This window comes from Micromonospora sp. NPDC000121, assembly GCF_042899165.1.
GTDB lineage: Bacteria > Actinomycetota > Actinomycetes > Mycobacteriales > Micromonosporaceae > Micromonospora.
On the sequence record NZ_JBIAZP010000005.1, the window covers coordinates 94,691 to 119,175 of the forward strand.

Annotated in this window: 19 protein-coding genes; 5 read left to right on the forward strand and 14 right to left on the reverse strand. The window is 75.3% G+C overall.

Annotated elements, in window-relative coordinates; all coding sequences use genetic code 11:
* Positions 1-7: 7 nt before the first annotated feature.
* Positions 8-1,189, reverse strand: a complete 1,182-nt coding sequence (locus ACFY23_RS16435) for a HAMP domain-containing sensor histidine kinase (RefSeq protein WP_350684332.1) — start codon at positions 1,187-1,189, stop codon at positions 8-10.
* A gap of 174 nt (positions 1,190-1,363) precedes the next feature.
* The gene (locus ACFY23_RS16440) at positions 1,364-2,032 is read right to left on the reverse strand and encodes a response regulator transcription factor (protein ID WP_350684333.1); all 669 of its coding nucleotides are present in this window, start codon (positions 2,030-2,032) and stop codon (positions 1,364-1,366) included.
* Between the two features lie 149 nt (positions 2,033-2,181).
* Here ACFY23_RS16440 and ACFY23_RS16445 point away from each other — a divergent pair, with 149 nt between their 5' ends.
* Complete coding sequence (locus ACFY23_RS16445) at positions 2,182-3,471, forward strand: peptidase C39 family protein (protein WP_350684334.1); 1,290 nt, start codon at positions 2,182-2,184, stop codon at positions 3,469-3,471.
* Positions 3,472-3,505: 34 nt separating this feature from the next.
* Here the strand turns inward: ACFY23_RS16445 and ACFY23_RS16450 are convergent, their stop codons facing one another.
* Both ACFY23_RS16450 and ACFY23_RS16455 read right to left on the reverse strand, forming a co-directional pair.
* Positions 3,506-4,795 carry a PQQ-binding-like beta-propeller repeat protein gene (locus tag ACFY23_RS16450; protein ID WP_350684335.1) on the reverse strand — a complete coding sequence of 430 codons (1,290 nt, stop codon included), beginning with the start codon at positions 4,793-4,795 and terminating at the stop codon, positions 3,506-3,508.
* 19 nt (positions 4,796-4,814) lie between these two features.
* A complete protein-coding gene (locus tag ACFY23_RS16455) occupies positions 4,815-6,098 on the reverse strand; it encodes a PQQ-binding-like beta-propeller repeat protein (protein ID WP_350684336.1) in 1,284 nt (427 codons plus the stop codon).
* A gap of 107 nt (positions 6,099-6,205) precedes the next feature.
* On the opposite strand from ACFY23_RS16455, the gene ACFY23_RS16460 reads away from it, so the two are divergent.
* On the forward strand, positions 6,206-8,065 hold the full coding sequence (locus tag ACFY23_RS16460; RefSeq protein ID WP_387037085.1) for a hypothetical protein: 1,860 nt from the start codon (positions 6,206-6,208) through the stop codon (positions 8,063-8,065).
* A 46-nt stretch (positions 8,066-8,111) separates the two neighbouring features.
* Here the strand turns inward: ACFY23_RS16460 and ACFY23_RS16465 are convergent, their stop codons facing one another.
* A complete protein-coding gene (locus ACFY23_RS16465) occupies positions 8,112-9,902 on the reverse strand; it encodes a hypothetical protein (protein ID WP_350684337.1) in 1,791 nt (596 codons plus the stop codon).
* The gene (locus ACFY23_RS16470) at positions 9,902-11,698 is read right to left on the reverse strand and encodes a hypothetical protein (RefSeq protein ID WP_350684340.1); all 1,797 of its coding nucleotides are present in this window, start codon (positions 11,696-11,698) and stop codon (positions 9,902-9,904) included. The genes ACFY23_RS16465 and ACFY23_RS16470 overlap by 1 nt, the downstream gene beginning before the upstream one ends.
* Before the next feature lie 510 nt (positions 11,699-12,208).
* Here ACFY23_RS16470 and ACFY23_RS16475 point away from each other — a divergent pair.
* Positions 12,209-13,402, forward strand: coding sequence for a hypothetical protein (locus ACFY23_RS16475; protein WP_350684338.1), 1,194 nt, complete (start codon positions 12,209-12,211; stop codon positions 13,400-13,402).
* A gap of 207 nt (positions 13,403-13,609) precedes the next feature.
* Here the strand turns inward: ACFY23_RS16475 and dxs are convergent, their stop codons facing one another.
* The 4 genes from dxs to ACFY23_RS16495 form a co-directional block, all read right to left on the reverse strand.
* On the reverse strand, positions 13,610-15,562 hold the full coding sequence (gene dxs / locus ACFY23_RS16480) for a 1-deoxy-D-xylulose-5-phosphate synthase (protein WP_350819101.1): 1,953 nt from the start codon (positions 15,560-15,562) through the stop codon (positions 13,610-13,612).
* A gap of 138 nt (positions 15,563-15,700) precedes the next feature.
* Positions 15,701-16,867, reverse strand: a complete 1,167-nt coding sequence (locus ACFY23_RS16485; protein ID WP_350681289.1) for an anhydro-N-acetylmuramic acid kinase — start codon at positions 16,865-16,867, stop codon at positions 15,701-15,703.
* Positions 16,864-18,165, reverse strand: coding sequence for a TRAM domain-containing protein (locus ACFY23_RS16490; RefSeq protein ID WP_350681291.1), 1,302 nt, complete (start codon positions 18,163-18,165; stop codon positions 16,864-16,866). Before ACFY23_RS16490 ends, ACFY23_RS16485 begins: the two co-directional genes overlap by 4 nt.
* The gene (locus tag ACFY23_RS16495; protein ID WP_350681293.1) at positions 18,162-20,237 is read right to left on the reverse strand and encodes an APC family permease; all 2,076 of its coding nucleotides are present in this window, start codon (positions 20,235-20,237) and stop codon (positions 18,162-18,164) included. Before ACFY23_RS16495 ends, ACFY23_RS16490 begins: the two co-directional genes overlap by 4 nt.
* Before the next feature lie 163 nt (positions 20,238-20,400).
* On the opposite strand from ACFY23_RS16495, the gene ACFY23_RS16500 reads away from it, so the two are divergent.
* Both ACFY23_RS16500 and ACFY23_RS16505 read left to right on the forward strand, forming a co-directional pair.
* The gene (locus ACFY23_RS16500) at positions 20,401-21,066 is read left to right on the forward strand and encodes a TrkA family potassium uptake protein (RefSeq protein ID WP_350681295.1); all 666 of its coding nucleotides are present in this window, start codon (positions 20,401-20,403) and stop codon (positions 21,064-21,066) included.
* Between the two features lie 3 nt (positions 21,067-21,069).
* On the forward strand, positions 21,070-21,759 hold the full coding sequence (locus tag ACFY23_RS16505; protein WP_350681297.1) for a TrkA family potassium uptake protein: 690 nt from the start codon (positions 21,070-21,072) through the stop codon (positions 21,757-21,759).
* 134 nt (positions 21,760-21,893) lie between these two features.
* On the opposite strand, the gene ACFY23_RS16510 is transcribed toward ACFY23_RS16505, so the two are convergent.
* The 4 genes from ACFY23_RS16510 to dut form a co-directional block, all read right to left on the reverse strand.
* Positions 21,894-22,616 carry a DUF3159 domain-containing protein gene (locus ACFY23_RS16510; RefSeq protein WP_350681299.1) on the reverse strand — a complete coding sequence of 241 codons (723 nt, stop codon included), beginning with the start codon at positions 22,614-22,616 and terminating at the stop codon, positions 21,894-21,896.
* A 31-nt stretch (positions 22,617-22,647) separates the two neighbouring features.
* Entirely contained in the window at positions 22,648-23,028 is a 381-nt protein-coding gene (locus tag ACFY23_RS16515; protein ID WP_350681301.1) for an OB-fold nucleic acid binding domain-containing protein, read from the reverse strand.
* A 125-nt stretch (positions 23,029-23,153) separates the two neighbouring features.
* Entirely contained in the window at positions 23,154-23,828 is a 675-nt protein-coding gene (locus tag ACFY23_RS16520) for a DUF3710 domain-containing protein (protein WP_350681303.1), read from the reverse strand.
* Between the two features lie 25 nt (positions 23,829-23,853).
* Complete coding sequence (gene dut / locus ACFY23_RS16525) at positions 23,854-24,414, reverse strand: dUTP diphosphatase (RefSeq protein ID WP_350681305.1); 561 nt, start codon at positions 24,412-24,414, stop codon at positions 23,854-23,856.
* Between the last annotated feature and the right edge of the window lie 71 nt (positions 24,415-24,485).

A 24,485-nucleotide genomic window follows, 5' to 3' on the forward strand; every position in this document is an offset into this window, starting at 1 on the left:
TGCCGCGTCACCGCTTGGCGGCCCGTTCCTCGGCGGTCACCGCCGGGGCGGCCTCCGCCGCCGGCAGGGTCACCGTGACCTCCAGCCCGCCACCGGGCTGGGCGATCACCCTGACCGTGCCGCCGTGCGCGTCGCAGACCGCCCGGACGATGGAGAGCCCGAGGCCGGAGCCGCGCGCGCCGGTACGCTCCCGGCCGCCGCGCCGGAACGGCTCGAACAGGCCCGGCACGTCGGCCTGGTCCACCTCGAAGCCGGTGTTGCCCACCACCAGCCACGACCGGCACCCGTCGGAGCCGGTGCGCACCCACAGCCGGCCGTGCAGGTGGTTGTAGCGCACCGCGTTCTCGATCAGGTTGCCGGCCAGCCGGTCCAGCAGCCCGGGATCGCCGACCACCGGCGCGGACTCCAGCGACGTCTGCACCCGCAACCCGATCCGCTCCACCTCCCGGCGTACGGCCGACAGGGCGTTGGCGGTGCCGGCGGCGAGGTCGCACTCGGTGCGGCGGCCGAGTCGGCGGCCCGCCTGTGCCTCGCTGCGGGCCAGCACCAGCAGGGCGTCGACCAGCCCGTTGGCCCGCTCGGAGGCGTCCCGCACGACGGTTGCCATCCGGCGGTACTCGGCGGCGTCCGCCTCGTCGTCGCTGAGCGTCACGTCGATCTCGGTACGCATCACGGCGAGGGGGGTGCGCAGCTCGTGCGAGGCGTTGGCCACGAAGCGTTTCTGCGCCTCGAACGCGGCGGCGATCCGGTCCAGCATCGCGTCGAAGGTCTTCGCCAGCTCGGCCACCTCGTCGTCGGCACCGGAGTAGCCGATCCGCTGGTCCAGGGTGGTCTCGCCGAGCCGCCGGGCGGTGGCGGTGACCTGGTGCAGCGGGCGCAGCGCCCGCCCGGCCACCGCGTACGCCCCGGCCACCCCGACGACGCTGATCGCCAGCAGCGCCACCAGGCCCTTGACCAGCAGCTCGGTGCTGGCGGCGTCGACCAGTTGCCGCTGCCACTGCGCGGCGTCCAGCGACCGGCCGTCGGCCAGCACCACGGTCGTGCCGGGGAGCAGTTCGTCGGTCGGGCGCAGCGCGTCGCGGACCAGCAGCCAGGCCAGCAGCACCAGGATCGCCCCGGCACCGACCAGCAGCACGCCGTTGAGCAGCGTCAGCCGCAGCCGCAGGGTGGGACGCAGGCGCCGCCGCACGGCCGGGTCCTTCGGTTTGGACCGCGGGGCCCGCGACCCAGGCTCACTCCTCGCGCTCACCGTGCCCCCTCCGTTCGCGACTGCGGGGCTCGCAAACCCGGCTCACTCCTCGCGCTCACCGTGCCCCCTCCGTTCGCGACTGCGGGGCTCGCAAACCCGGCTCACTCCTCACGCTCACCGTGCCCCCTCCGCCGTGCGGTAGCCGGCGCCGACCACCGTCTCGATGAGCGGGGGTTCGCCCAGCTTCTTGCGCAGCGTCCTCACCGTGACGCGGACGATGGTGGTGAACGGGTCGGTGTTGGCGTCCCAGACCCGCTCCAGCAGTTCCTCGCTGGAGACCACCGCGCCGCGCGCCTTGAGCAGCTCGCAGAGCACGCCGAACTCCTTGTTGGTCAGGTCGACCGGCTGCCCGCCGCGGGTCGCGACGCGGCGGGCCGGGTCGAGCACCAGGTCGGCGAGTTCCAGCACCGGCGGGGCGGCCGGGGTGGCCCGCCGGCCGAGCGCCTGCACCCGGGCGACCAGCTCGTCGAAGGCGAACGGCTTGGGCAGGTAGTCGTCCGCGCCGAGCTGCAACCCCTCGACGCGGTCGGCGACCGTGCCGCTGGCGGTCAGCATCAACACCCGGGTGAGCGCGCCGGAGGCCGCCAGGTCCGCGCAGATCTGGTCGCCGTGCACGCCCGGCAGGTCCCGGTCCAGCACCACCACGTCGTAGCGGGTGACGAACGCCATCTCGTGCCCGCTGTCACCGTCGTAGGCGACGTCCACCGCCATGCCCCGCTTGCGCAGCCCCCGCACGATCGCGTCGGCGAGGTTCCGCTCGTCCTCGACCACCAGTACCCGCATCCCGGCCTCCTCCCGCCCTGACCACCCGACAACCTAGTGCCGGCCGCCAACCCGGGCCGCACCCGCCGTCCGGGCCCGCCGCCGTTGCAGAAAACCTTCGTCGTACGCGATGCTTCCGGCATCAACCTTCGCGACGGACGGGGAGACGCATGACCGACGCGGCGCCGACGGCCCGGCAGGACGTCGCCTACCGGGGCTTCCGGCTGCCGGACGACGCGGACCGGGGCGTCCTGGCCGGGCTGCGCGTCGGCCCCGGGGGGCTCGAACTGGCCGACCCGGTCGACCGGCTCGACCACACCGACGCCGACGGCCGCACCCGCCGGTACGCCGCGGGCAGTTGGACCTCGCCGCCCGTGCCGGCCGGCTTCGCCGTCCGCGACGTGGTGCCCTCGTGGACCGGGCAGACCCCGGGCGGCTGCTGGCTACGGGTGGAGCTGCGCGGCTGGCACGACGACGCCCCGGCCACCGGCTGGTACGTCCTCGGCGACTGGGCCGCCGACGACGAGGCGTTCCGTCGCACCTCCGTGCCCGGGCAGCGCGACGCCGACGCCCAGGTGGACACGGACACCCTGCTGGTTACGGGCGCGACGGTCACCGGCTGGCAGGCCCGGGTGACCCTGCTCCGGCCGGCGGACGCCGACGCCGGCACCACGCCGGTGCTGCGCACGGTCGGGGCCGTCGCCTCCGCACCGCGCGCGGAGACCCCGGCGACCCGGCCGGCGGCCGAGGGTCCCCCACCCGTGGCGTCCCCGCCCGGCGCGGACGCCCGGCCCGCCGTAGCCGCCCCGGCCGCCGCACCCGGCGCCGCCCCGACGACGCCCGCCGCCTGGGGCACGGTGCTGGACGTGCCGCGCTACTCGCAGCGGGTGCACGCCGGCGCGCACCCGCAGTGGGGCGGCGGCGGGGACTCCTGGTGCAGCCCCACCTGCACGTCGATGGTGCTCGCCTTCTGGGACGCCGCCCCCGCCCCGGACCGGTACGCCTGGGTGACCCCGGCCGGCCCCCGCCCGGTGGTGGTGCACGCCGCCCGGCACTGCTACGACCACGCCTACGCCGGCGCCGGCAACTGGCCGTTCAACACCGCGTACGCCGGACTGCACGGGGTGGACGCGTTCGTCACCCGGCTGCGCTCGCTGGCCGAGGCGGAGGCGTTCGTGGCGGCCGGCATCCCGCTGATCGTCTCCGCCACGTACACCGCCGGCCAGGTGCCGGGTCTGGACTACGACACGGGCGGACACCTGCTGGTGCTGGTCGGCTTCACCGACACCGGCGCGCCGGTGCTCAACGACCCGTACGCCCCGGACGACGACGCGGTGCGCCGGACCGTCGACCGGGACCGGTTCGAGGCCGCCTGGCAGACCGGCAGCGGCGGGGTGACGTACGTGCTCCGGCCGCCCGGCGTGCCGCTGCCCCCGGCGCCGGACCAACCCAACTGGTGACCCGGCGGCGCGGGCCGGACGACCACGCCGGCGCTCAGCTCCGCAACCGCCACACGCCGATCTCGCCGGTGCGCAGCCGGCACAGCACGGCCTCCGCGCCGCCCCGGCACTCCCCGGAGGCGTCCCGGAGCACGTCGACCACCCGGGCCCGGCCGGCCACGACGTCCAGCTCACCGACCACCAGTCCGCCACCGGATGCGGCCGGCCGCACGGCGAGGAGCCGGTCGTCGTCGTGCCACGGCATCAACTGCCACGCGCCCAGGTCGGCGACCTGCCGACCGGTCGCCGCGTCGAGCACGCCGAGCCGCTCCCCGGTCGTCGGCCCCGGCGCGACCGCGAGAAGCCGTCCGCCCCGCCCGGACAGCACCCCCAGCCACCCCTCCCCGGTCCACCGGACCGCGCCGGTGGCCGGATCCAGCACGCGGAATCCCACGAACGGCCCCCCGACGCAGAGCAACCCACCGCATTCGGAGACGTAGTCGACCGTCGGCAGGCGTACCTCCCAGCGCGGTCGGAGCCCGTCCAGCCCGTAGGCGGTCAGCGCGCCGGCCTGGTGCCGGACGAGCAGCAGCAGGTCGTCGGTGACGACCGTCTGACCGAACGCGGGCTGCCCGTCGGGGAGCAGGTCCGCCGCGTGCAGCAGGTCGCCCGAGCGGAGGTCGCGCACCTCCGCCCTCCCGTCGGCCGTGAGCAGCACGATCCGCTTGACCAGCCCGTCGCGGACGCCGCCGAAGTGCGCCCCCTCCGGCGGCGTCCGCACCGACCAGAGCGCCCGTCCGGAGGCCGGGTCCACCGACCGGACGGAGTCGGCGGTCTGCACCAGCAGCGTCCCGGCCAGATCCGGCCAGGGGTGGCCGGGTTGCCGCCAGCGTTCCCGGCCGGTGGCGGCATCCAGGGCGAGCGTCTCGCCGAAGGTCTGCTCCCCGGTGACCGAGAAGAGCACCACCCCGGGCACGGACTGCACCTGCCAGAACCGGCCCGCTGCCGGGACGCGGGCCCGCCACAGTGGAGCCGGCGCCCGGCCGTCGGCGGGGGCCCGCGCGGGCAGGGCGTAGGCGCGCACCTCGACGGCCCCCTCGGGCTCCCTCTCGGCCGGTTCGACCACGTAGAACCGGTCGCCGGCGAGGAACGCCTCGGACCCGGGGCGGGCCGGCACGACGACCGAGACCCGTTCCGGTGCGGGCGCGGCGCCGGCCAGGGTGGCCACGAGCAACGCGAGCACCAGCGCGACCCGCAGCGGCCGCCCGACGGCGCGGGGCGGGCGGGGCAGCGGCGCCTCGCGGTCCGGCTCGTCGCGCAGCTCGCCGAGGTCGATGAGCGTCATGCCCGCCCCTTTCCGCCGGTCATCCGGGCAGGTCCCAGACCCCGTACGCGCCGCCCTCCCGGCGGCAGATGACGAGCGACCCGTACGAGCCGCACGTCCCGACCACACCGTGCAGGGCCGCCACGACACGGACGCCGTCCCCGCGCTCGTCGAGCCGGCCGATCAGGACACGCCCGTCCCGCTGCCGACGGTGCAGGGTCGCGCGGTCCTCCCACAGCGCCAGGTCACCCAACTGCCAGCGGCCCAACTCCCGCACCGGGCGCCCGGTCGCCGCGTCGAGCAGCGCGTGGTCCGCCACACCGCCGTGCGGATAGCCAGCCGCCAGCAGCCGATCGCCCACGGGAGTCAGCAGCGGCCAGTCGTCGGCGCGCCAGCGGGCGCTGCCGGTGGCGGGGTCGAGCAGCCGCAAGCCGCGCCCGCCGTCCTCGACACAGATCACGACGCCGCACCCGAAGGCGTACGCCCGGGCGGACGGGCCACGCGGCACGCTCCACCGCCGGCGCAGGGCGGCGGTGTCGTAGGCGGAGAGCACACCGGGCCCTTCGGACACCAGGACCAGGTCGTCGGTGACCCCGAGCACCTCGGGCGGCTCGGCCGTGGCGGGCAGGGCCGCCGCGTGCCGGAGGTCGCCCGAGTCCGGGTCGCGCAGCTCCAGCCGCCCGCCGTCGAGCACCGTCAGCAGCGTCACCCGGCCGTCCCGGGTGGACCGGTGCAGGGTCTCCAGGGGCAGCCGCAGCGCCCAGCGGGCCGTACCGGTGGCGGCGTCGACCGACCGTAGCTCCGGCGCGCCCGGCCCGGCGCCGGTGACCCCCCAGACGAGCAGGTTGCCGGCCGGCGTGGCGCCGTACAACTGCCCGTCGACGCGCCAGCGCACCGCGCCGTCGGCGGCGGCGAGCCCGACGACCTGCGTCCCCGTCTCCCCCTCTGGCATGGTGAGCGCCACCACGTCGCCGACGCGCGCGGGGAAGGGACTCACCGGCCCGGCCAGCGGAAGGTGCCACAGTGGACGACCCGAGGGCAGGTGGTGAGCGGCCACCCGGCGCTCCGGGCCCGGGCCGCTCGCCGCGCCGGGCCCGGTGCTGTCGACCACCAGCAGCAGGTCGCCCGCGACGGCGACGTCGGCGTCCGGGCGGGCCGGGATGACGGCGCCGGGCGGCTGCGCGGGCCGTGGCGCGGCGGCGGTCAGCACGGCCAGGCAGAGCAGGGCGACCAGGGCGGGCGCCCAGGGGCGGACCGCCCGACCCGGCCGGGGGTCGGCCGGCGGCGGGACGTCCCGCCGCTCGCCGAGGTCGATGACCGTCACCCGCTGTCCTCCCCGTCACACCCCCGCACGGACCGGCAAACCGGCCGCGGAGGCACCGGCCCGGCAAAAGCGACGCATCCGCGCCTGTACGATGGCGCGTCGTGGCCGTGCCGGTGGTAGACCCCTCGCTGAACTCCGTCTCCGCGCCCGTCGCGGCCGAGCCGTCGCGGCGGCCCCGGCGGAGGCCGGCCCGCGCCGACGTACTGGCCATCGGAGCCTATGTCCTGCTCGGCGTTCTCGTGTGCCTGAACTACTGGGTGGACGTGCAGAACCGGGTGTCGTCGCACCTGCCCACCGACCACAGTTGGTTCGAGTGGCTCTTCTCGCACGGCGCGTACTCGGTGCGGCACCTGGAGAACCCGCTGTTCACCGCCCGGCAGAACGCCCCGGACGGGGTGAACATGATGGCGAACACCTCGCTGCTCGGGGTGACGCTGCCGCTGGCGCCGCTGACCATGCTCCTCGGCCCGCAGGTCATGTACGCGCTCTACCTCGGCGCCGCGCTGGCCGCGACCGCCGGCACGTCGTACTGGGTGCTGTCGCGGCACCTGGTGCGCTCCCGCGCGGCGGCCTTCGTCGGGGGCGCCTTCCTCGGCTTCGCGCCCGGCATCGTGCACCACGCCAACGGCCAGCCCAACTTCGTCTCGAACTTCCTGCTGCCGCTGATCGTGCTGCGGGTGTTCCGGCTGGGCGAGCCCGGCCGGTGGCGGCGCAACGGCGTCGTGCTCGGGCTGCTGGTGGCGTACCAGATCTTCATCAACGAGGAGATGCTGCTGCTGACCGCGCTGGCCTGCCTGGTCGCCGTGGTCGCGTACGCCGTCATGCGGCCGGCGCGGACGCGGGCGGTGGCCGGCACCTTCGCCGCCGCGCTCGGCGTGGGCGGCGGGTTGGCCCTGCTGCTGACGGCCTACCCGATCTGGTTCCAGTTCAACGGCCCGCAGTCCTACCGGGGCCTGCAGGGCGGGGTGTTCCACAACTGGGGCGAGGACCTGGCGGCCTTCGTCACCTTCGCCCGGGACACCGTCGCCGGGGACGAGGCGGTGGAGAAGACCATCGGGCTGACCGAGCAGAACACCTGGTTCGGCTGGCCGCTGGTGCTGGTGGCGCTGGTGGCGCTGGTGCTGCTGGTCCGCCGCTCGCTCGCGGCCCGGATCGTCGCGGTGCTGGTGGTGGTCTTCGCCGTGGCCTCGATCGGCCCAAAGGTGCGCCTGAACGGGGTGGAGACGGAGACGGACGGCCCGTGGTCGTACATCCCCGACGACCTGCCGCTGGTCGAGATGATGATGCCGACGCGGCTGGCCCTGGTGGTGGGGGCGGCGGTCGGCGTGCTGCTCGCCCTGGCCTGGGACGCGGTGGCCCGCAGCGGCCGCCCGCGGGTGCCGGCCCCCCGCTCCGGCGACGACACCGCCGAGGGCGTCGCCGGGGCCGCCGGGCCGCGCCGCCGCTGGCTCCGGCCGGTCGGGTACGCGGCCGTCGTGCTCGCCGTGCTGCCGCTCGTCCCCCGCCCGCTGCCGGCGCAGCCCGTCGAGCCCCCGCCGCACTTCATCACCGCCGGCGGCTGGCGCCCGTACGTGCCGGAGGGCCGGACCCTGGTGCCGGTGCCGATCCCCAGCAACGTGCACGGCCTGCCCACGCTGCGCTGGAGCGCCCTGACGCAGCACGCCTTCCCCATCCCCGGCGGCTACTTCATCGGGCCGAACGAGCTGGGCGAGGGGGTCTTCGGCGCGCCGAACCGGCCGACCAGCACCCTGGTCTACACCACGATGGACAAGAACGCGGTGCCCGCGCTCACCGACGAGAACCGCCGCCAGGCGGTCGAGGACCTGCGCTTCTGGAAGGCGTCCGTGGTCGTCCTCGGCGCGCACCCGCGCGAGGCGGTCCTCCGGGAGCTGATGACCGCGCTGATCGGCCCGCCGCAGCGCGTCGACGACGTCTGGCTGTGGGACGTCCGTCCCCTGGTCGGCTGACCCGTCGCCCCACCAGGCTGCCCCGTCACCACACCTGGCTGTCCCGTCACCCCACCAGCGGGCGCACGTCCCAGACGTAGGCGCCCGCGATCTCGCGGCCGGGGCCGAGGAGCGCCTCGACCGTACGCCGGACCGCATCGCCGTGGTGCAGTCCACCCTGGACCACCACGGCGGCGCGCCAGTGGCGCAGATCCTCCACCGCCCGCCGGCGGTCGGCGTCGGTGACCGCCGGCACCTCGCCCGTCTCCGCCGCCCGACGCAGCAGCACGGCGGTGGGACGGTCCGGCGCGCCCCAGCGGGCGGCCGGGTCGTCGGCGGCCCGGGGGCCGATGAAGTAGCCGCCCGGCGTCGGGAAGGCCAGCCCGGTCCGGGCCGACCAGAGCATCGCCGGGCTGACCCCGGCGCCGGTCACCGGCGGCACCGGCACCAGGGTCCGGCCCGGCGGGACGTACGCGCGCCAGCCGCCCTCGGCCACGAAGGCCGGCACCGGCCAGGCCGGCACGGTCCGGATGGGGGTGGGGAACAGCGGCAGCAGCGCGGCGGCCACCGCCCCACCCCAGAGCAGCCGCACCGGCACCCCGCCCGCCGCCGCACCCCGGGGATGGGCGGCGCCGAGGCGGTCCAGGGAGAGGGCGAGCAGGATGCCCAGCACCGGGATGCAGACCAGCGGGAAACGCGCCGGCACCGCGAGGTCGAGCAGCGGCAGCTCCGCGACCAGCCGGTACGGCCCGGGAATGCCGGTGGCCGTGCCGTCCAGGCGCACCTGCGCGCCGAGCGAGAGCAGCGCGAACAGCACCCCGCAGACGGCCAGCGCGCGGACCAGCGGTCGGCGCCACAGCCAGATCACGACCACCACGGCGAGCACCAGCAGCCCCGGCCCGAAGAAGGAGTTCTCCTCCGTCGGGTTCGGCGCGAGCAGGCCCGGCAGGTGGTCGTCGCCGAACACGGTCTGCCGGGCGGAGGCGGTGAACGACGCGGCGTCGAGCTGGTAGCCGTACGCGTGGAACGGCATCCCCCGGTAGTGGCCCGGGCCGAAGAACTGGAACCACAGCGGGTACGCCAGCAGCGGCAGCGAGACCGCCACGCCGACCCCCAGCCGCACGAGCAGCGCGGGCGCCAGCCGGCGGGCGGCCGACCGGTCGGCCGCCGCGTACGCGAGCACGAACGTCCCGGCGGCCAGCACCAGGAAGACCAGCACCTCCTCGCCGAGGAAGACCTGGTACGCCACCAACAGCCCCAGCAGCGCACCGTGCCGCACCGCCCGGCGCGGGTCGGGGTGGAACACCAGCGCGAGGATCGCCGGCACCAGGAACTGCGCGGCCATGTGCAGGTGCGCCCCGGCCTGCGCGATCATGCCCGGGGCGAAGCCGCAGAACAGGCCGCCGACGGCCGCCGCCACCCGGGAGTCGACCAGCCGGCGGCGCAGCAGGACGTACCAGGCGGTCGCGGTGCCGGCGAGACAGCCGACCACCGCCACCAGGAACGCCGCCTGCGAGCCGAACAGCAGGGTGACCGGGGTCAGCGGCACGCCCAGGCCGAGCACGGACGTGTTGGCCATCAGGTTCACGCCGTCCGGCGCGTTCAGCGCCGAGCTGTACAGCGGGTTCTCCGGGCCCGTCACGGCCCGGGCCGCGCGGGCCAGCATCCACTCGAAGAGGATCTGGTCCCCCGCCTGGTGGAACAGCCGCCCCGGCCGCCCCCACTGGCCGACGGTCAGCAGCACCGCCAGGGCGAGGTAGCCGGCGACGACCAGCGCGTCGGCGGCGCGTGCCGACAGCCGGCGCGGACGCCGGGCGGGTGCCGCCTCGACGGTGCCGGTCGCCGTCGGGGCGGCCATCAGGCCGGCTGGTCGGTCAGCGCCCGGACGTCCCACACCCAGACGTCCAGCTCCCGACGGCCGGGGCCGACCAACTGCTCGACGGTGCGCCGCAGGGGCTCGGCGTGGTGCTGGTTCACCGGGAGCACCAGGATCGCCGCCCGCCAGTGCCGCAGCTCGTCGAGCGACCGGCGGCGCTGCCGGTCGTCCAGGTCGGGGGTACGGCCGGTCGACGCGACCTCCTCCAGCAACTGCCCCACCCCGCTGGGCCGGCCGCCGAAGCGGCCGGGGTCGCCGGTGTTGCCGTTGCGCGGGGCCAGGAAGTAGCCGCCGGGGATCTTGAAGTCGAGGTTGGTGGAGGCGGCCCAGCGCATCCCGTGGGTGTGGCCCATGTTCGGCACCGGGATCGGCACGAGGGTCTGGTCCGGCCCGACGTAGCCGCGCCACCGGTCGGCAGTGATGAAGTCCGGCACCGGCGGGCGCGAGGTGACCTTCAGCGGCATCGGCGCGATCGGCAGCAGCGCGAGGACGAGCACGGCGGCGGTGAGCGTACGCAGCGTCCGGGGCTCGACCGGCAGTGTCCGGGAGCGCTCGACGGCCAGCGCCAGCAGGATGCCGATCACCACGCTGGTGATGAGGCCGAACCGGGTCGGCACCACCGCGTCGAGCAGCGGCAGCCGGACCAGCCACTCCCACGGCCCGGTGACCAGCTCACGGTCCCACCAGGACACCCGCTCGCCGAGGGAGAGCACGGCGAAGAACACCGCGGTCACGGCGAGCGCCCGGACCAGCAGCTCCCGCCGCAGCCAGGCCACGATGCCGACGGCGATCAGGGAGAGGCTCCAGCCGAAGAAGGCGTTCTCCTCAGAGTAGTTCGGGGCGAGGTTGATGTTCGCGCGCTCGTTGCCGCCGAGCGTCGGCGAGCCGGGGGCGAAGAAGGCGGCGATGTCGTTGCCGTAGTCGCGGACCGCGTCGCTCAGCCCGTGGTACGCCATCGGGCCGGCGAACTGGACGTAGAGCGGGTACGCCAGCAGCGCCCCGGCGACGACGGTGCAGGTCGCCAGGGCCTTCGCCAGCGGCCGCCAGGCCGCCGACCAGAGCGCCGGGCGCTGGGCGAGCACGGCGAGCAGGAACACCCCGCAGGCCAGCGCGGTGAAGAGCAGGATCTCCTCGTTGATGAACGCCTGGACGGTGACCATCAGGGCGAGCAGCACACCGTCGCGCCACGGCCGCCGGGACCGGGTGATGACCAGCACCCGCCAGACGATGAACGGCAGCAGGAACTGGGAGATGATGTTGGGGTGCCAGTTGGCGTGCGACAGCATCGCCGGCGAGAACCCGCAGAACCAGCCGCCGACCGCCGCCGCCAGCGGGCTGCGCACGACGTGCCGGGAGAGCACGAAGTACCAGGCCGAGGCGGTGCCGGCGAGGGCGAGGGTGACCAGCACCACGAACGTCACGGCCGGGCCGAAGAGCAGGGTCACCGGCACCATCGGGATGCCCAGCGCGAGGATGGCCGTGTTGGCCATCAGGTTGACCCCGTCGGGATAGTTGAACTGCTCGGTGAAGAACGGGAACTCGCCGTGCAGCACCACGCGTACCGAGTGGGCGAGGAAGAACTGCACCTGGGCCGGGTCGCTGCTGTAGAGCGAGGCCACCCGGCCGGCCGGGTCCACCCAGATCTGGCTGGTCACCCAGACCGCGGCGAGCAGGAACAGGCCGAAGACCACGAGGTCCTGCCGGCGGCGGGCCCAGCGCCGCGGTCGGGCGGGGGCCGCCCCGCCGTCGGCCGTCGGTGACCCGGCCGCGGCGTCCACCTCCGACGAGGTGCCGGCGGCCTTCGAGGAGGTGCCGGCGTCCGTCTCCGACGAGGTGCCGGCGGCCTTCGAGGAGGTGCCGGCGTCCGTCTCCGACGAGGTGCCGGCGGCGTCGACCTCGGCGTCGGCCCCCGACGGCCCGGTGGCCTCGGCCGGGGTCCGGGTGGCCGGGACGGGTGCGCCGCCGTTCGCCGTGCGGTCACCGGCGTCGCCGCCGTCGGGTCGGGCGGCGGGGTCGGACGCGCAGGCCGCGGCGGCGTCGGATTCCGGCGAGGATTCGGCGCGGGTCTCGGCAGGCGTCACAGTCGGCGGAGTCTACCCGAGCGGGACATTCGCCCTGAAACCACGGCAGCGTCCTCTGTGGTGCGTGTCGGCCGGGCCGCGCGACCTGTGCGTGGGCCCCGCGACCTGCGGCCCGTCGGGGGCGAGGTGCCGCGTCCGCGTGATCGGACATCTCGTACTATGGCGCTTTCCGTAGACGACGGCTGAGGCGATCGAGGGGGCGTACAGGTGGCTCCAGTCCGCCGGCGCGGCATCACGGCCACCGCACTGCTGACCCTGCTGCTCACCACGACGGCCTGCGGACCGGTCGCCGACCGGCAGCCGGGCGACCTGCGGGTCGGGTACGACAGCCTCGACGGCGACCTGGCGGTGTGGCCGCCGCGCGGCGCGCTCGCGGGCGACGCCGCCGTGACCGCGGCGGTCACCGGGGCGGTCCGCGACTGGCGGTCGCCGGCCGAGGACCGGGTGCACCTACCCACGTCCGGGATCCTCTGGTCCGGCGAGGTGGACGGCGCGCCGCTGGTGCTGGTGGCCGCCGACGTGCCCGGCGAGAGCGCGTCCTGGCTGCTCCAGGTCACCGCCGACGGCGACCGGTACGCGGTCACCCGCGCCGCCGAGTACACCGACCCCGGCTACCTCGTCTACTCCGACGTGCTTCCCGTGCACACCTCCGCCGGCCGGCGCTACCTGACGTCGAGCCGGGTCGAGCGGCTGCTCGGGCCGGACGGCCGCGCGCTGCGCAACGTCGACGGCCTCACCGAGCCGGTGGACGTGCCGGCCTGCCGGGCCGTCGGGGTGACCGCCACGCTGAAGGCGACCGAGTCGCTGCCCCGCGGCCGGGCCGCCGACCGGCTGCTCGACCTGGGCACGGGCACCACCGATCCGCGCTACCCGCTGCTGCGGGACGAGAGCGGCTCCGGCAAGCGGGCCCTCAAGGGCCTCGACACCTGCGTGCTCGCCGGCGAGGAGGGCCCGTTCGGCAGCGTCCCCCGCCGCATCGGCGACCGGGACGCGCCGCGCTCCACGCCGTCGTCCTGGCCGATGTCCAAGCTGGCGGTCCGCACCCTCGGCGAGGTCGCCCTCGGCGGCGGCGAGCCGGCGGAGCTGCAGCAGCTCAGCTGGGAGACCGCCGACGGGACGATGACCGCCGTGGTCTACCGCCCGTCCGACGGGGGCCCGCCCGTGGTCTCCCCCGCCGACCCGTCCAGCCCGCTGCAGGCGTACGCGCTGCCGGTGCCGGGGCAGCCGCTGGCGGTGCTGAGCTGGCGGGCCACCCGGGACAGCTCCCTGTCGACGCCGCCGGACACCCCGCGCCTGGTGGACCGGTCCGGCCTGGTCGTCGTGCCGATGCCGACCCGCTCGGAGACGTTCAGCCTGGCCGAGACGGAGAAGACCCACTACCGCTCCCTCGGCCCCCGCTGACCTGGCCTGACCTGGCCTGACCTGACCTGCCTCGGCGATCTTGCACTTCCCGCCCAGGCGAAAAGGCATTCACGGCTTAAGGGTGGCCGAAAGTGCAAGATCGGCGCGGCGGCGGAACGAGCGCCCGGGGAGGTGCCGGGCCGGGGGGTGTCGACACGCAGGCGGCGGGCGGCCCGGAAGGGCCGCCCGCCGCCTGCGTCCGGTGCGTCAGTTCTGCGCGGTCGCGTCGTCGGCGGTGATGACCGGCTCGATCGGCTCGACGTCCAGCCGGGAGATCCAGCCGGTGACGTCGCGGGCCACGTCCTGGGCGGTCAGGCCGAGGTCGGCGAGGATCTGCGCGCGGGTGCCGTGCGGGTGCCAGTCCGCCGGCACGCCGAGGTCGCGCAGCGGCACCCGGACGTCGGCGTCCCGCATCGCCTGGGCGAGGGCGTCGCCGACGCCACCCACCCGGACGCCGTCCTCGACGGTGACCACGAGGCGGTGCCCGGCGGCCAGCTCGACCAGCTCGGCCGGCACCGGGCGGACCCAGCGCGGGTCGACCACGGTGACGCCGTAGCCCTGCTCGGCGACCCGGGCGGCCACCTCCATGCCGAGGTGCCCGAAGGAGCCGACCGCGACGAGCAGCACGTCCGTACGCGCCGACTCGGCCAGCACGTCGACGGTGCCGACCCGGCGCACGGCCGGCAGGTCGGCGGCGACGGTGCCGGTCGGGAACCGGACGATCGTCGGGGCGTCGTCGACGGCCACCGCCTCGCGCAGCTCCTCGCGCAGGGTGGCGGCGTCGCGGGGCGCGGCGATCCGCAGGCCCGGCACGACCCCGAAGACGGACATGTCCCACATGCCGTAGTGGCTCGGCCCGTCGGGGCCGGTGATCCCGGCCCGGTCCAGCACGAAGGTCACCGGCAGCTTGTGCATCGCCACGTCCAGCAGGACCTGGTCGAAGGCGCGGTTGAGGAAGGTCGCGTAGACCGCCACCACCGGGTGCAGCCCGCCGAGCGCCAGGCCGGCGGCCGAGGTGGCCGCGTGCTGCTCGGCGATGCCCACGTCGTACACCCGGTTCGGGTGCTTGCGGGCCAGCTTGGCGATGCCGGTCGGCTCGGCCATCGCGGCGGTGATGCCCACCACGTCGGGCCGCTCGTCGGCGATCGCGACCAGCTCGTCGGCGAAGACGTGCGTCCACTTCACCGAGGGGGCGGCCACCAGCTTGCCGGTCTCGATGTCGAAGGCGCTACCCGGACCGTGCAGGCAGTCCGCCTCGTCCTCCTCGGCCGGGCGGTAGCCGTAGCCCTTGCGGGTGACGGCGTGCACGATCACCGGGCCGCCGAAGTGCTTCGCCGCGCGCAGCGCCGACTCGACCGCCGTCACGTCGTGGCCGTCGACCGGGCCGACGTACTTGATGCCGAGGTCCTCGAACATCGCCTGCGGGGCGACCGCGTCCTTGATGCCCTTCTTGACCGCGTGCAGCACCTCGTACATCGGCTTGCCGACCAGCGGCGTCGAGCCGAGCGCGTCCTTGACGGTGTCGAGGACCTTCTCGTAGCCGGGGTTGAGCCGCAGCGAGGAGAGGTGGTCGGCGAGCCCGCCGATGGTCGGCGCGTACGACCGGCCGTTGTCGTTGACCACGATGACGAGCGGGTTGCCGGCGGTCGCGATGTTGTTCAGCGCCTCCCAGCACATGCCGCCGGTGAGCGCGCCGTCGCCCACCACCGCGACGACGCTGCGCTGCTCGCCCCGCAGGGCGTACGCCTTGGCCAGGCCGTCGGCGTAGGACAGGGCGGTGGAGGCGTGCGAGTTCTCGATCAGGTCGTGCTCGCTCTCCGCCTGGCTCGGGTAGCCGGAGAGGCCGCCGCGCTGGCGCAGCTTGTCGAAGCCGACCTGCCGCCCAGTGAGGATCTTGTGCACGTACGCCTGGTGGCCGGTGTCGAACAGGAGCCGGTCGCGCGGCGAGTCGAAGACGCGGTGCATGGCCAGCGTCAGCTCGACCACGCCCAGGTTGGGCCCGACGTGCCCGCCGGTGCGGGAGACCTTGGCGATCAGGAAGTCACGGATCTCGGCGGCGAGGATGTCCAGTTCCTCGGCGGACATCCGCTTGACGTCCTGCGGGCCCCGGACGGTGGCCAGCAGCCCGGCGTGGTGGACCGTGTCCTCTTCAACACTCATGACGGAAGAGTCTATCGGCCGCCGCACAGTCCGCAGCCTGGCCGGGATCATCACCGCCCGGCCGGGACGCTGAGCGCCCGGTCAGACCCGGGCTCCACCCGGCCAGGAGATGGCCCGGCCCCGGTCCGCCCGCCGTCGTCAGGGGCGGATCCGCAGCCGGCGGGGCGCGGCGGCCGGGGCGTTCCGGCCCGCCGGCCCGGACGGGGTCCAGGAGCCCAGCACGGCGGCCCGGGTGGCGCCGGTCACCGAGGGCAGCGCGCCGGGCAGCCCGTGCCAGGAGAGCCAGCCCAGCAGCGCGAAGGCGTACGCCTCCTTGGCCTGCGCCGGGACGCCCAGCTCGTCGGTGGTGCGCAGCCGCCACCGCCCGGCCCCGAGCGCGGCCAGCCGGGCGGTCAGGGTGGGGTTGCGCACCCCGCCGCCGGCCGCCACCACCTCCGTGACGCCGTGCCGGTCGCACTCGGCGGCCACCACCCGGGCGGTCAGCTCGGTCAGGGTGGCCAGCACGTCGTCGGCGGGCACGGGCTCACCGAGGGCGGCCAGCCGCGCGTCCAGGTAGCCGGCGTGGAACAGCTCCTTGCCGGTCGACTTGGGCGGCGGCGCCGCGTAGTACGGCTCGGCGAGCAGCGCGTCGAGCAGACCGGGATGCACCCGGCCGGCCGCCGCCCGGGCGCCGTCGAGGTCGCAGGGCCGCCCCAGGAGGCGCCGGGCCGCCGCGTCGAGCAGCGCGTTGGCGGGCCCGACGTCGTACCCGAGCACCGGCGCGCCCGGCGCGACCACCGTGAGGTTGGCGATGCCGCCCAGGTTGAGCGCGGCGCGCGGGGCCGCGCCGTCGGCCGGGTCGAGCAGCAGCGCGTCGAACGCCGGGACCAGGGGCGCGCCCTGCCCGCCGGCGGCGACGTCCGCCGAACGCAGGTCGCTCAGCACGGGTACGCCGACCCGGGCGGCCACCCGCGCCACCGTGCCCAGTTGCAGGGTGCCCCGGGCCCGCCCGCCGTCGACCCAGTGGAAGACCGTCTGTCCCGGCGAGACCACCGCGTCGACCGCGCCGCCGGCCAGCTCGACGCCGACCGCCGCCGCCTCGGCGAAGACCTCGCCGAGCCGGTTGTCCAGCCGGCAGACCGCCTCGATCGTGGTGGCCTGCGGCGGCAGCAGCGCCCCGATCTCCGCCCGCAGCGCGTCGTCGTAGTCCAGGCCGCGATGCCCGAGGGGACGCAGCCAGAGCGTGTCGCCGTCGACGGTGAACTCGGCGGCGGCCACGTCGACCCCGTCGTAGGAGGTCCCCGACATCAGCCCGACGATCTTCATGTAAGGAAGGGCCCCTTCTTGTCGGATCCGGTAGAGGAAGGGTCCCCTGCTAACACAAGGCCGGGCGGGAGGAGCAGGCCGACCAGCTCGACGTGCTGGGTCATCGGGAACAGGTCGAAGCCGCGCAGCGCGGCGAGCCGCCAGCCCGACCCGGCGAAGGTGCGCACGTCCCGGGCGAAGGCGGCCGGGTCGCAGGCCACGTACGCGACCGCGCGCGGGCCCGCGGCGACCACGTCCCGCACCACCCGGGCGCCCGCTCCCGAGCGCGGCGGGTCCAGCACCACCACGTCGACGGGGCCGGTGACCCGCCGGCGGGCGAGCGCGGCCTCCACGCGGGCCGACACGATGTCGACCCGGGGCAGGTCGCGCAGGTTCTCCCGGGCCGCGGCGACGCCCTGCTCGGCCGACTCCACCAGGGTGACCCGGCCCGCGTCGCCGACCCGGCCGGCCAGCGCCGCGGCGAAGAGCCCCGCCCCGCCGTAGAGGTCCCACGCGGTCTCCCCCGGCCCTGGGTCGAGCAGGTCGAGCACCGCGTCGACCAGGGTGTCGGCGGCGGCCGGATGGACCTGCCAGAACGACGACGCGGGCAGGGCCCACTCCCGGCCGGCGGCGACCTCGCGGACCCGCTCCGGGCCGCTCACCGGGCGCGACACCCCCTCGGCGAGGGCGGCCACGGTCACGTCCCCGCCGGTGGAGGCGACCGTCTCCACCGCGTCCGCCTCCGGCCAGCGCGCCCCGCTCGGGGCCAGCACGGGCAGCTCCTGGATCGCCGGGTGGGCGATCAGGCAGCGGTCGATCGGCACCACCTCGTGCGAGCGGTGCTTGAGCAGCCCGGCCCGGCCCGCGCCGTCGACCGCGTAGCGGACCCGGGAGCGCCAGCCGAGCGGCCCGCCGGGCAGCGCCGCGACCCGGACGCCCAGCGCGTCCACCTCGGCGTCGGTCAGCCCGCCCAGGCGGGTGAGCTGCTCGCGCACCACCGCGGCCTTCCAGTCGAGCTGGGCGGCCGGGGCGACGTGCTGCAGGTCGCAGCCGCCGCACCGACCCGGCTTCGCGTACGGGCAGGGTGGCTCGACCCGGTCCGGGGCGGCCTCGAGCACGGTCACCGCGTCGGCCCGGACGAACCCCTTGTGCACCTCGGTGACCTCGGCGACCACCCGCTCGCCGGGCAGCGCGTGCCGGACGAAGACCACCTGGCCGTCCACCCGCGCGACGCAGTGCCCGCCCGGGGCGACCGCCCCGACGGTCAACTCGACCCGCTCGGCCTCCTCCAGCCCCCGGCCGTTCCGCTCCCCGGTCACCGCTCACCCCCACCGATCGGGCCGCCCTCGCCGGGCGGCGCGGACACGACCGGCGGGACGCTCGGCGGCAGGGTGCCGCGGGGCAGCACCCGGGGCCCGCGGGCCGGCCCCCGGCTCAGCGTGGCGTCCAGTCGGTCCAGGTCCTTGGTCGCGGTCGAGGCGAGCTGCCACGGCACGCTGGTCACCATCACGCCCGGCTCGAACAGCAGCCGACCCTTGAGGCGCAGCGCGCTCTGGTTGTGCAGCAGGTTCTCCCACCAGCGCCCGACCACGTACTCCGGGATGAAGACCGTGACCACGTCGCGGGGCGACTCCCGGCGGACGCCGGCCACGAAGTCCAGGATCGGGCGGGTGATCTCCCGGTACGGCGAGTCGACCACGGTCAGCGGGACCGGCAGGTCCCGCCGCTCCCACTCCGTCTGCAGTTCCCGGGTGTCCTTGTCGTCGACGTTGACCGTCACCGCGGTCAGCGTGTCCGGCCGGGTGGCCCGGGCGTACGCGATCGCCCGCAGCGTCGGCTTGTGCAGCTTGCTGACCAGCACGACGGCGTGGTTGCGGGCGGGCAGCACGGCGCGGCCCTCGTCCGGCGGGGTCAGCTCCGCCGCGACCCGGTCGTAGTGCCGGCGGATGGCCAGCATCAGCACGTAGATCATCGCCATCGCGGCGATGGCGATCCACGCGCCGAGCAGGAACTTCGTGACCAGCACGATGACCAGCACGGTGCCCGTCATCGCCATGCCGAAGGTGTTGATCGCCCGGGACCGCAGCATCCGCCGGCGCGCCTGCGGGTCCCGCACGGTCCGCAGGTGCCGGTTCCAGTGCCGGATCATGCCGGCCTGGGAGAGGGTGAAGGAGACGAAGACGCCGACGATGTAGAGCTGGATGAGCCGGGTCACCTCGGCCTGGAAGCCGACGATCAGCACGATCGCGGCGACGGCCAGGAAGACGATGCCGTTGGAGAAGGCCAGCCGGTCGCCGCGGGTGTGCAGCTGCCGGGGCAGGTAGCGGTCCTGGGCGAGGATCGAGCCGAGCACCGGGAAGCCGTTGAACGCGGTGTTCGCGGCCAGGAAGAGGATCAGCGCGGTGACCCCGGCGACCACGTAGAGCAGCACCGAGCCGGAGCCGAAGACCGTCTCCCCGAGCTGGGTGGTGACCGTCTTCTGCACGTACCCCTCGGGGCCGGAGATGATCTGCAGCTCCGGGTCCTCGACGAACTGCAGGCCGGTGAGCTTGGACAGCCAGATGATGCCGACCAGCATGGTCACCGAGATGGTGCCGAGCAGCAGCAGCGTGGTGGCCGCGTTGCGGCTCTTGGGCGCCTTGAACGCCGGCACCCCGTTGGAGATCGCCTCCACGCCGGTCAGCGCCGCGCAGCCCGAGGAGAAGGTGCGCAGCAGCAGGAAGACCAGGGCGAAGCCGGTGACGCTGTGCTCGGCCTGGATCTCCAGGCCGGCGCTGGGCGCCCGCAGGTCGTCGCCGAGCACGAAGACCCGGACCAGCCCGGTGAGCAGCATCCCGACCATCACGATGATGAAGCCGTAGGTGGGGATCGCGAAGGCCGTCCCGGACTCCCGCAGGCCGCGCAGGTTCACCGCCGTGAGCAGCACCACCGCCGCGACCGCGATCAGCACCTTGTGGGTGGCCACGAACGGCACCACCGAGCCGAGGTTGGCCACCCCGGAGGAGACCGACACCGCGACCGTGAGCACGTAGTCGACCAGCAGCGCGCTGGCCACCCCGACCCCCGCGCGGGGCCCGAGGTTGACCGTGGCCACCTCGTAGTCGCCGCCGCCGGAGGGGTAGGCGTGCACGTTCTGCCGGTAGCTGGCCACGACGGTGAGCATCACCACCACGACGGCCAGGGCGATCCACGGCGAGAAGAGGTACGCCGAGGCGCCCGCGATCGAGAGGGTCAGCAGGATCTCGTCCGGCGCGTACGCGACGCTGGAGAGCGCGTCGGACGCGAAGACGGGCAGCGCGATGCGCTTGGGCAGCAGCGTGTGCTTCAGTCGGTCGGACCGGAACGGTCGACCGAGGAGCAGCCGCTTCAGCAGCGAGGTGGGTCTGGCCACAACCGCCAAGAGTACGACGACCCGGGCGGGCGTCGCGGGGTGGCCGAGCGCGGGACGCTGGACCGGCGGAGTACCGTCGGTCCCCGCCCCCGCCGGGAACGTGGCAGGCTCGCAGACGACACGCTCACCGGTCGGGCGGTTGCGCACCTTGAGGAGGGACGCGGTGCATGTCGTGATCATGGGCTGTGGCCGGGTCGGCTCGACCCTCGCCCACAGCCTGGAGTCCCGGGGGCACTCGGTCGCGGTCATCGACCAGGACTCCGACGCCTTCCGCCGGCTCGGCCCCGAGTTCGCCGGGATCACCGTCACCGGCGCCGGTTTCGACGGCGAGGTGCTCCGGCAGGCCGGCATCGAGCGCGCGGACGCCTTCGCGGCGGTCTCCAGCGGCGACAACTCCAACATCATCTCGGCCCGGCTGGCCCGCGAGACGTTCGGCGTCTCCCGCGTGGCGGCCCGGATCTACGACCAGCGCCGGGCGCAGGTCTACGAGCGGCTCGGCATCCCCACCGTGGCCACGGTCCGGTGGACGGCCGACCGGATGCTGCGGCACCTGGTGCCCGAGGGGAACGTGGAGATCTTCCGCGACCCGACGAGCACGGTGTCGATCGTCGAGGTGCCGGTGCACAAGGACTGGATCGGCCGGTCGGTGCTCGCCCTGGAAGAGGCGACGGGGGCCCGGGTGGCGTACCTGATCCGCTTCGGCATCGGCACCCTGCCGACCGTGTCCACCGTCATCCAGGAGGGCGACCAGCTCTTCATGCTGGTCACCGACGACATCGCCGGGTCGGTCACGTCGGTGGCGGCGGCGCCGCCGGAAGGAGGGCTCTGAGCCATGCGCATCGCCATCGCCGGCGCCGGCAACGTGGGCCGCTCGATCGCGCAGGAGCTGATCGACAACGGCCACCAGGTGATGTTGATCGAGCGCCAGCCCAAGATGCTCCGGCCCGACCGGGTGCCCGCCGCCGAGTGGGTGCTGGCCGACGCGTGCGAGTTGACCAGCCTGGAGGAGGCCAACGTCGCTGGCTGCGACGTGGTGGTCGCGGCGACCGGGGACGACAAGGTCAACCTGGTGGTCTCGCTGCTGGCCAAGACCGAGTTCGCGGTGCCCCGGGTGGTGGCCCGGGTGAACCGGGCCGAGAACGAGTGGCTCTTCACCGAGCAGTGGGGCGTCGACGTCGCGGTGAGCAAGCCGCGGGTGATGGCCGCCCTGGTCGAGGAGGCGGTCACCGTCGGCGACCTGGTCCGGCTGATGACCTTCCGGCAGGGCGAGGCGAACCTCGTCGAGATCACCCTGCCGCCGACCGCGCCGTACGTCGGGCAGCCGCTGCACGCGGTGCCGCTGCCGCGCGACTCCGCGCTGGTGGCGATCCTGCGCGGCAAGCGGGTGCTGGTGCCGAGCCCGGACGACCCGCTGGAGGCCGGCGACGAACTGATCTTCGTCTGCACCGCCGAGGTCGAGGACGCGGTCCGCGCGGTGGTGCTCGGGCCGGACAGCGTGGAGCGGACCCGCGAACAGCGCTGACGGCCGCACCAGGCCGTCGGCCGCCGCACCGACCAGTGGCTGCCGCACCCCGGCCGCCGCACCGACCACGTGGCTGCCGCGCCGCCGCCGCGCCCGCGTGGCGGTGTGGCCGGCGGACCGAGTGGGCGTGCCCGTCAGCCGGGCAGCGGGGCGGGCCGGGGCTCCCGGGTCACCCGGCGGACCGTCCAGACCGTGATGAGCAGCAGCAGCGCGTAGGGCGGGTAGCCGAGCGCCAGCCGGGCCACCCCGAGCGCGGTCTCCATGTTGGCCGCGGCGGCCTCGTTGCCGGCGTCGTCGAAGTGGCGGGCGGCGAGGTACAGCGCCGCCTGCGCGCCGACCTTGGCCAGCCAGACCACGCCCCAGAGCACGGTCAGCCCCGTGAACGTCCGCACCAGGCGCGGGTCGTCGCGCCACTCGGAACGCCCCTTGGCCACCAGCACCGACCAGATCCACCCCACCAGGGGCTGTCGGACGGCCGCCGAGACCAGCAGGGCCAGCCCGTAGCCGATGCCGTAGAGGATGCCGGGCAGGTAGAAGTCGCGTTCGTCGCCGGTACGCCAGGCGATCGCGGCGCCGATGGCGATGCCGAACAGCCCGTTGACCGCGTGCCGGACGGGTCGCCGCTGGGCCAGCCGAAGCCCGGCGATCACGAGCGCCACCGCCACCGAGGCGATCACGGCGGGCCGCAGCTCGCCGACGACGTTGGCCACCACGAAGACGACCACCGGGATGCTGGACTCGACCAGCCCTCGCCAGCCGCCGAGCTGGTCGGCCATCTGCTCGGCGAGGGTGGGCAGCCGCTCCTCGTCCTCTGGACCGCTCTCCGGCTGCGCCGCCCGGTGCTGTCCCGTCGTCATCGCACGCCTTCCGTCCGCCGCGCCCACCGGGTCACTTCGGCGGTTCCAGCTCGTAGTACGGGTTGTAGATCACCTTGCGGTCGTCACGCACGGCCACCCGCCCACGGGCGGTCAGGTGCCGGCCCGGCTCGATGCCGGCGATGTGCCGCCGGCCCAGCCACACCAGGGTCACCACGTCGCTGCCGTCGTAGAGGTCCGCCTCCAGCGTGGGCAGGTTGGTCCGCGGGGTGTAGACCACCGTGCGGAGCCGGCCGGCGACCGACACCACCTGGCCCCGCAGGCACTCCCCGACCGGCTTGCCGCCGTGCTCGGCGCACTCCCGGCGCAGCTCCTGCGCCTCGATCTCCGCCTCGCTCGCGGTGAGCCGTCGCAGCATGCGGCGCAGCGAGCCCCGGTCCTCGTCGGTCGACATGACCTCCGCGTCACCCTCTCCACGCTGGCCGGCGCGGTGCCGGCACGGGCCCGGCCCCGGCGACGCCGGGACCGTCCCGCCAGCGTACGCCGACGGGCCCGGTCCCGGCTCCGCCGGTGAGTCGGTCAGGCCTCGCGCGGCCCGGGAGCGGGGTTGCCGCCGGCCGGCGCCTCGGCGCCGGCCTGGTCGGCGACGTCGCGGGGCAGCCGCAGCGGCAGCGGCTCGCGCACCGGCTTCGCCTCCTGTCCCCGGTCGACCACCAGGCCGTCGAGGCACTCGGCGAGCGGGCCGGCGGCGGCCGGGTCGGTCGCCGCCTCGCCCTGGTAGACGCCGCGGACCATCCAGCGCGGCCCGTCGATGCCGACGAACCGCAGGTCGGTGATGCCGTCCTGGGTGCGCACCCGGGCGTGCAGCTCGGTGCCGTACTCGCCCTCGATCTCCTGGGCCGCCGCGCCGTCGTTGAACAGCGACTGGCGGATCTCCTCGCGCACCTCGTCCCAGATGCCCTCGGAGCGCGGCGCGGCGAAGACGCCGAGCTGGAGCGCGTTCTGGCCGTGCACCAGCACGACCTGCTGGATCACGCCCTCCGGGTCCGCCTGCACGCGCACCTCGACGTCACGCACCGCGGGGATCTGCAGGCTGCCCAGGTCGAGCCGCTGCACCCCGGCGGGCGCCTCCGAGACGTCGTACGGGCCGCGCGGCAGGGCCGCCGGGGCCGACTCGGGGGAGTCGAGGACCTCGGTCGTCCGCTCGTCACGGGCGTTCCGTCGGGCATCGTCCCGCTTACGGGAGAAGATCACTGCGCCAACCCTCCGCTGTTCGCACTCACCCTGCCACCTCTTCCGTCCGTCCGGCTGCCCGGTCCCGCTCGTCCCGCCGCCCGGCCGGCGCCCACCGTCCGTCCGGCGCATCGAGGGCCGCCGGGGACGGCACCAGGCCGGCGTGTCCGCCGGTGGAGCCGTGCCCGCCGGTCCCGCGCATGGACGCGGGCAGCTCGGCCACCGGCTGGAACTCCGCCCGCGCCACCCGCTGGACAACGAGCTGGGCGATCCGATCGCCACGGGAGATCTTCGCCGGCACCTCCCGATCATGATTGATCAGGTTGACCAGGATCTCACCCCGGTAGCCGGCGTCGACCGTACCGGGCGCGTTGAGCACCGTCACGCCGAGTCTGGCCGCGAGCCCCGATCGGGGGTGGACGAGGCCCACGTACCCCTCGGGCAACGCGATCGCCACCCCGGTCGGGACCAGGGCCCGACCGCCGGGCGGCAGCTCGACGTCCGCGGCCGCCACCAGGTCGGCCCCGGCGTCACCGGGATGGGCGTACGCCGGCAGCGGCAGCTCCGGGTCGAGCTGCCGTACGGGCACGGGTACGACGTCGGTCACGGTTCCCCTCTTCCGTCCGGTTCGTGGGGTGACCCTGACATCCTGCCGGTTCCGCTGGCCGCCGTGCGCCG

Coding starts and splice junctions, on each gene's coding strand:
- ACFY23_RS16440 (WP_350684333.1), bottom strand. CDS start 2,032: ATGCGGGTACTGGTGGTCGAGGACGAGCGGAACCTCGCCGACGCGATC.
- ACFY23_RS16445 (WP_350684334.1), top strand. CDS start 2,182: ATGACCGACGCGGCGCCGACGGCCCGGCAGGACGTCGCCTACCGGGGC.
- ACFY23_RS16450 (WP_350684335.1), bottom strand. CDS start 4,795: ATGACGCTCATCGACCTCGGCGAGCTGCGCGACGAGCCGGACCGCGAG.
- ACFY23_RS16465 (WP_350684337.1), bottom strand. CDS start 9,902: ATGGCCGCCCCGACGGCGACCGGCACCGTCGAGGCGGCACCCGCCCGG.
- dxs (WP_350819101.1), bottom strand. CDS start 15,562: ATGAGTGTTGAAGAGGACACGGTCCACCACGCCGGGCTGCTGGCCACC.
- ACFY23_RS16485 (WP_350681289.1), bottom strand. CDS start 16,867: ATGAAGATCGTCGGGCTGATGTCGGGGACCTCCTACGACGGGGTCGAC.
- ACFY23_RS16505 (WP_350681297.1), top strand. CDS start 21,070: ATGCGCATCGCCATCGCCGGCGCCGGCAACGTGGGCCGCTCGATCGCG.
- ACFY23_RS16510 (WP_350681299.1), bottom strand. CDS start 22,616: ATGACGACGGGACAGCACCGGGCGGCGCAGCCGGAGAGCGGTCCAGAG.
- ACFY23_RS16515 (WP_350681301.1), bottom strand. CDS start 23,028: ATGTCGACCGACGAGGACCGGGGCTCGCTGCGCCGCATGCTGCGACGG.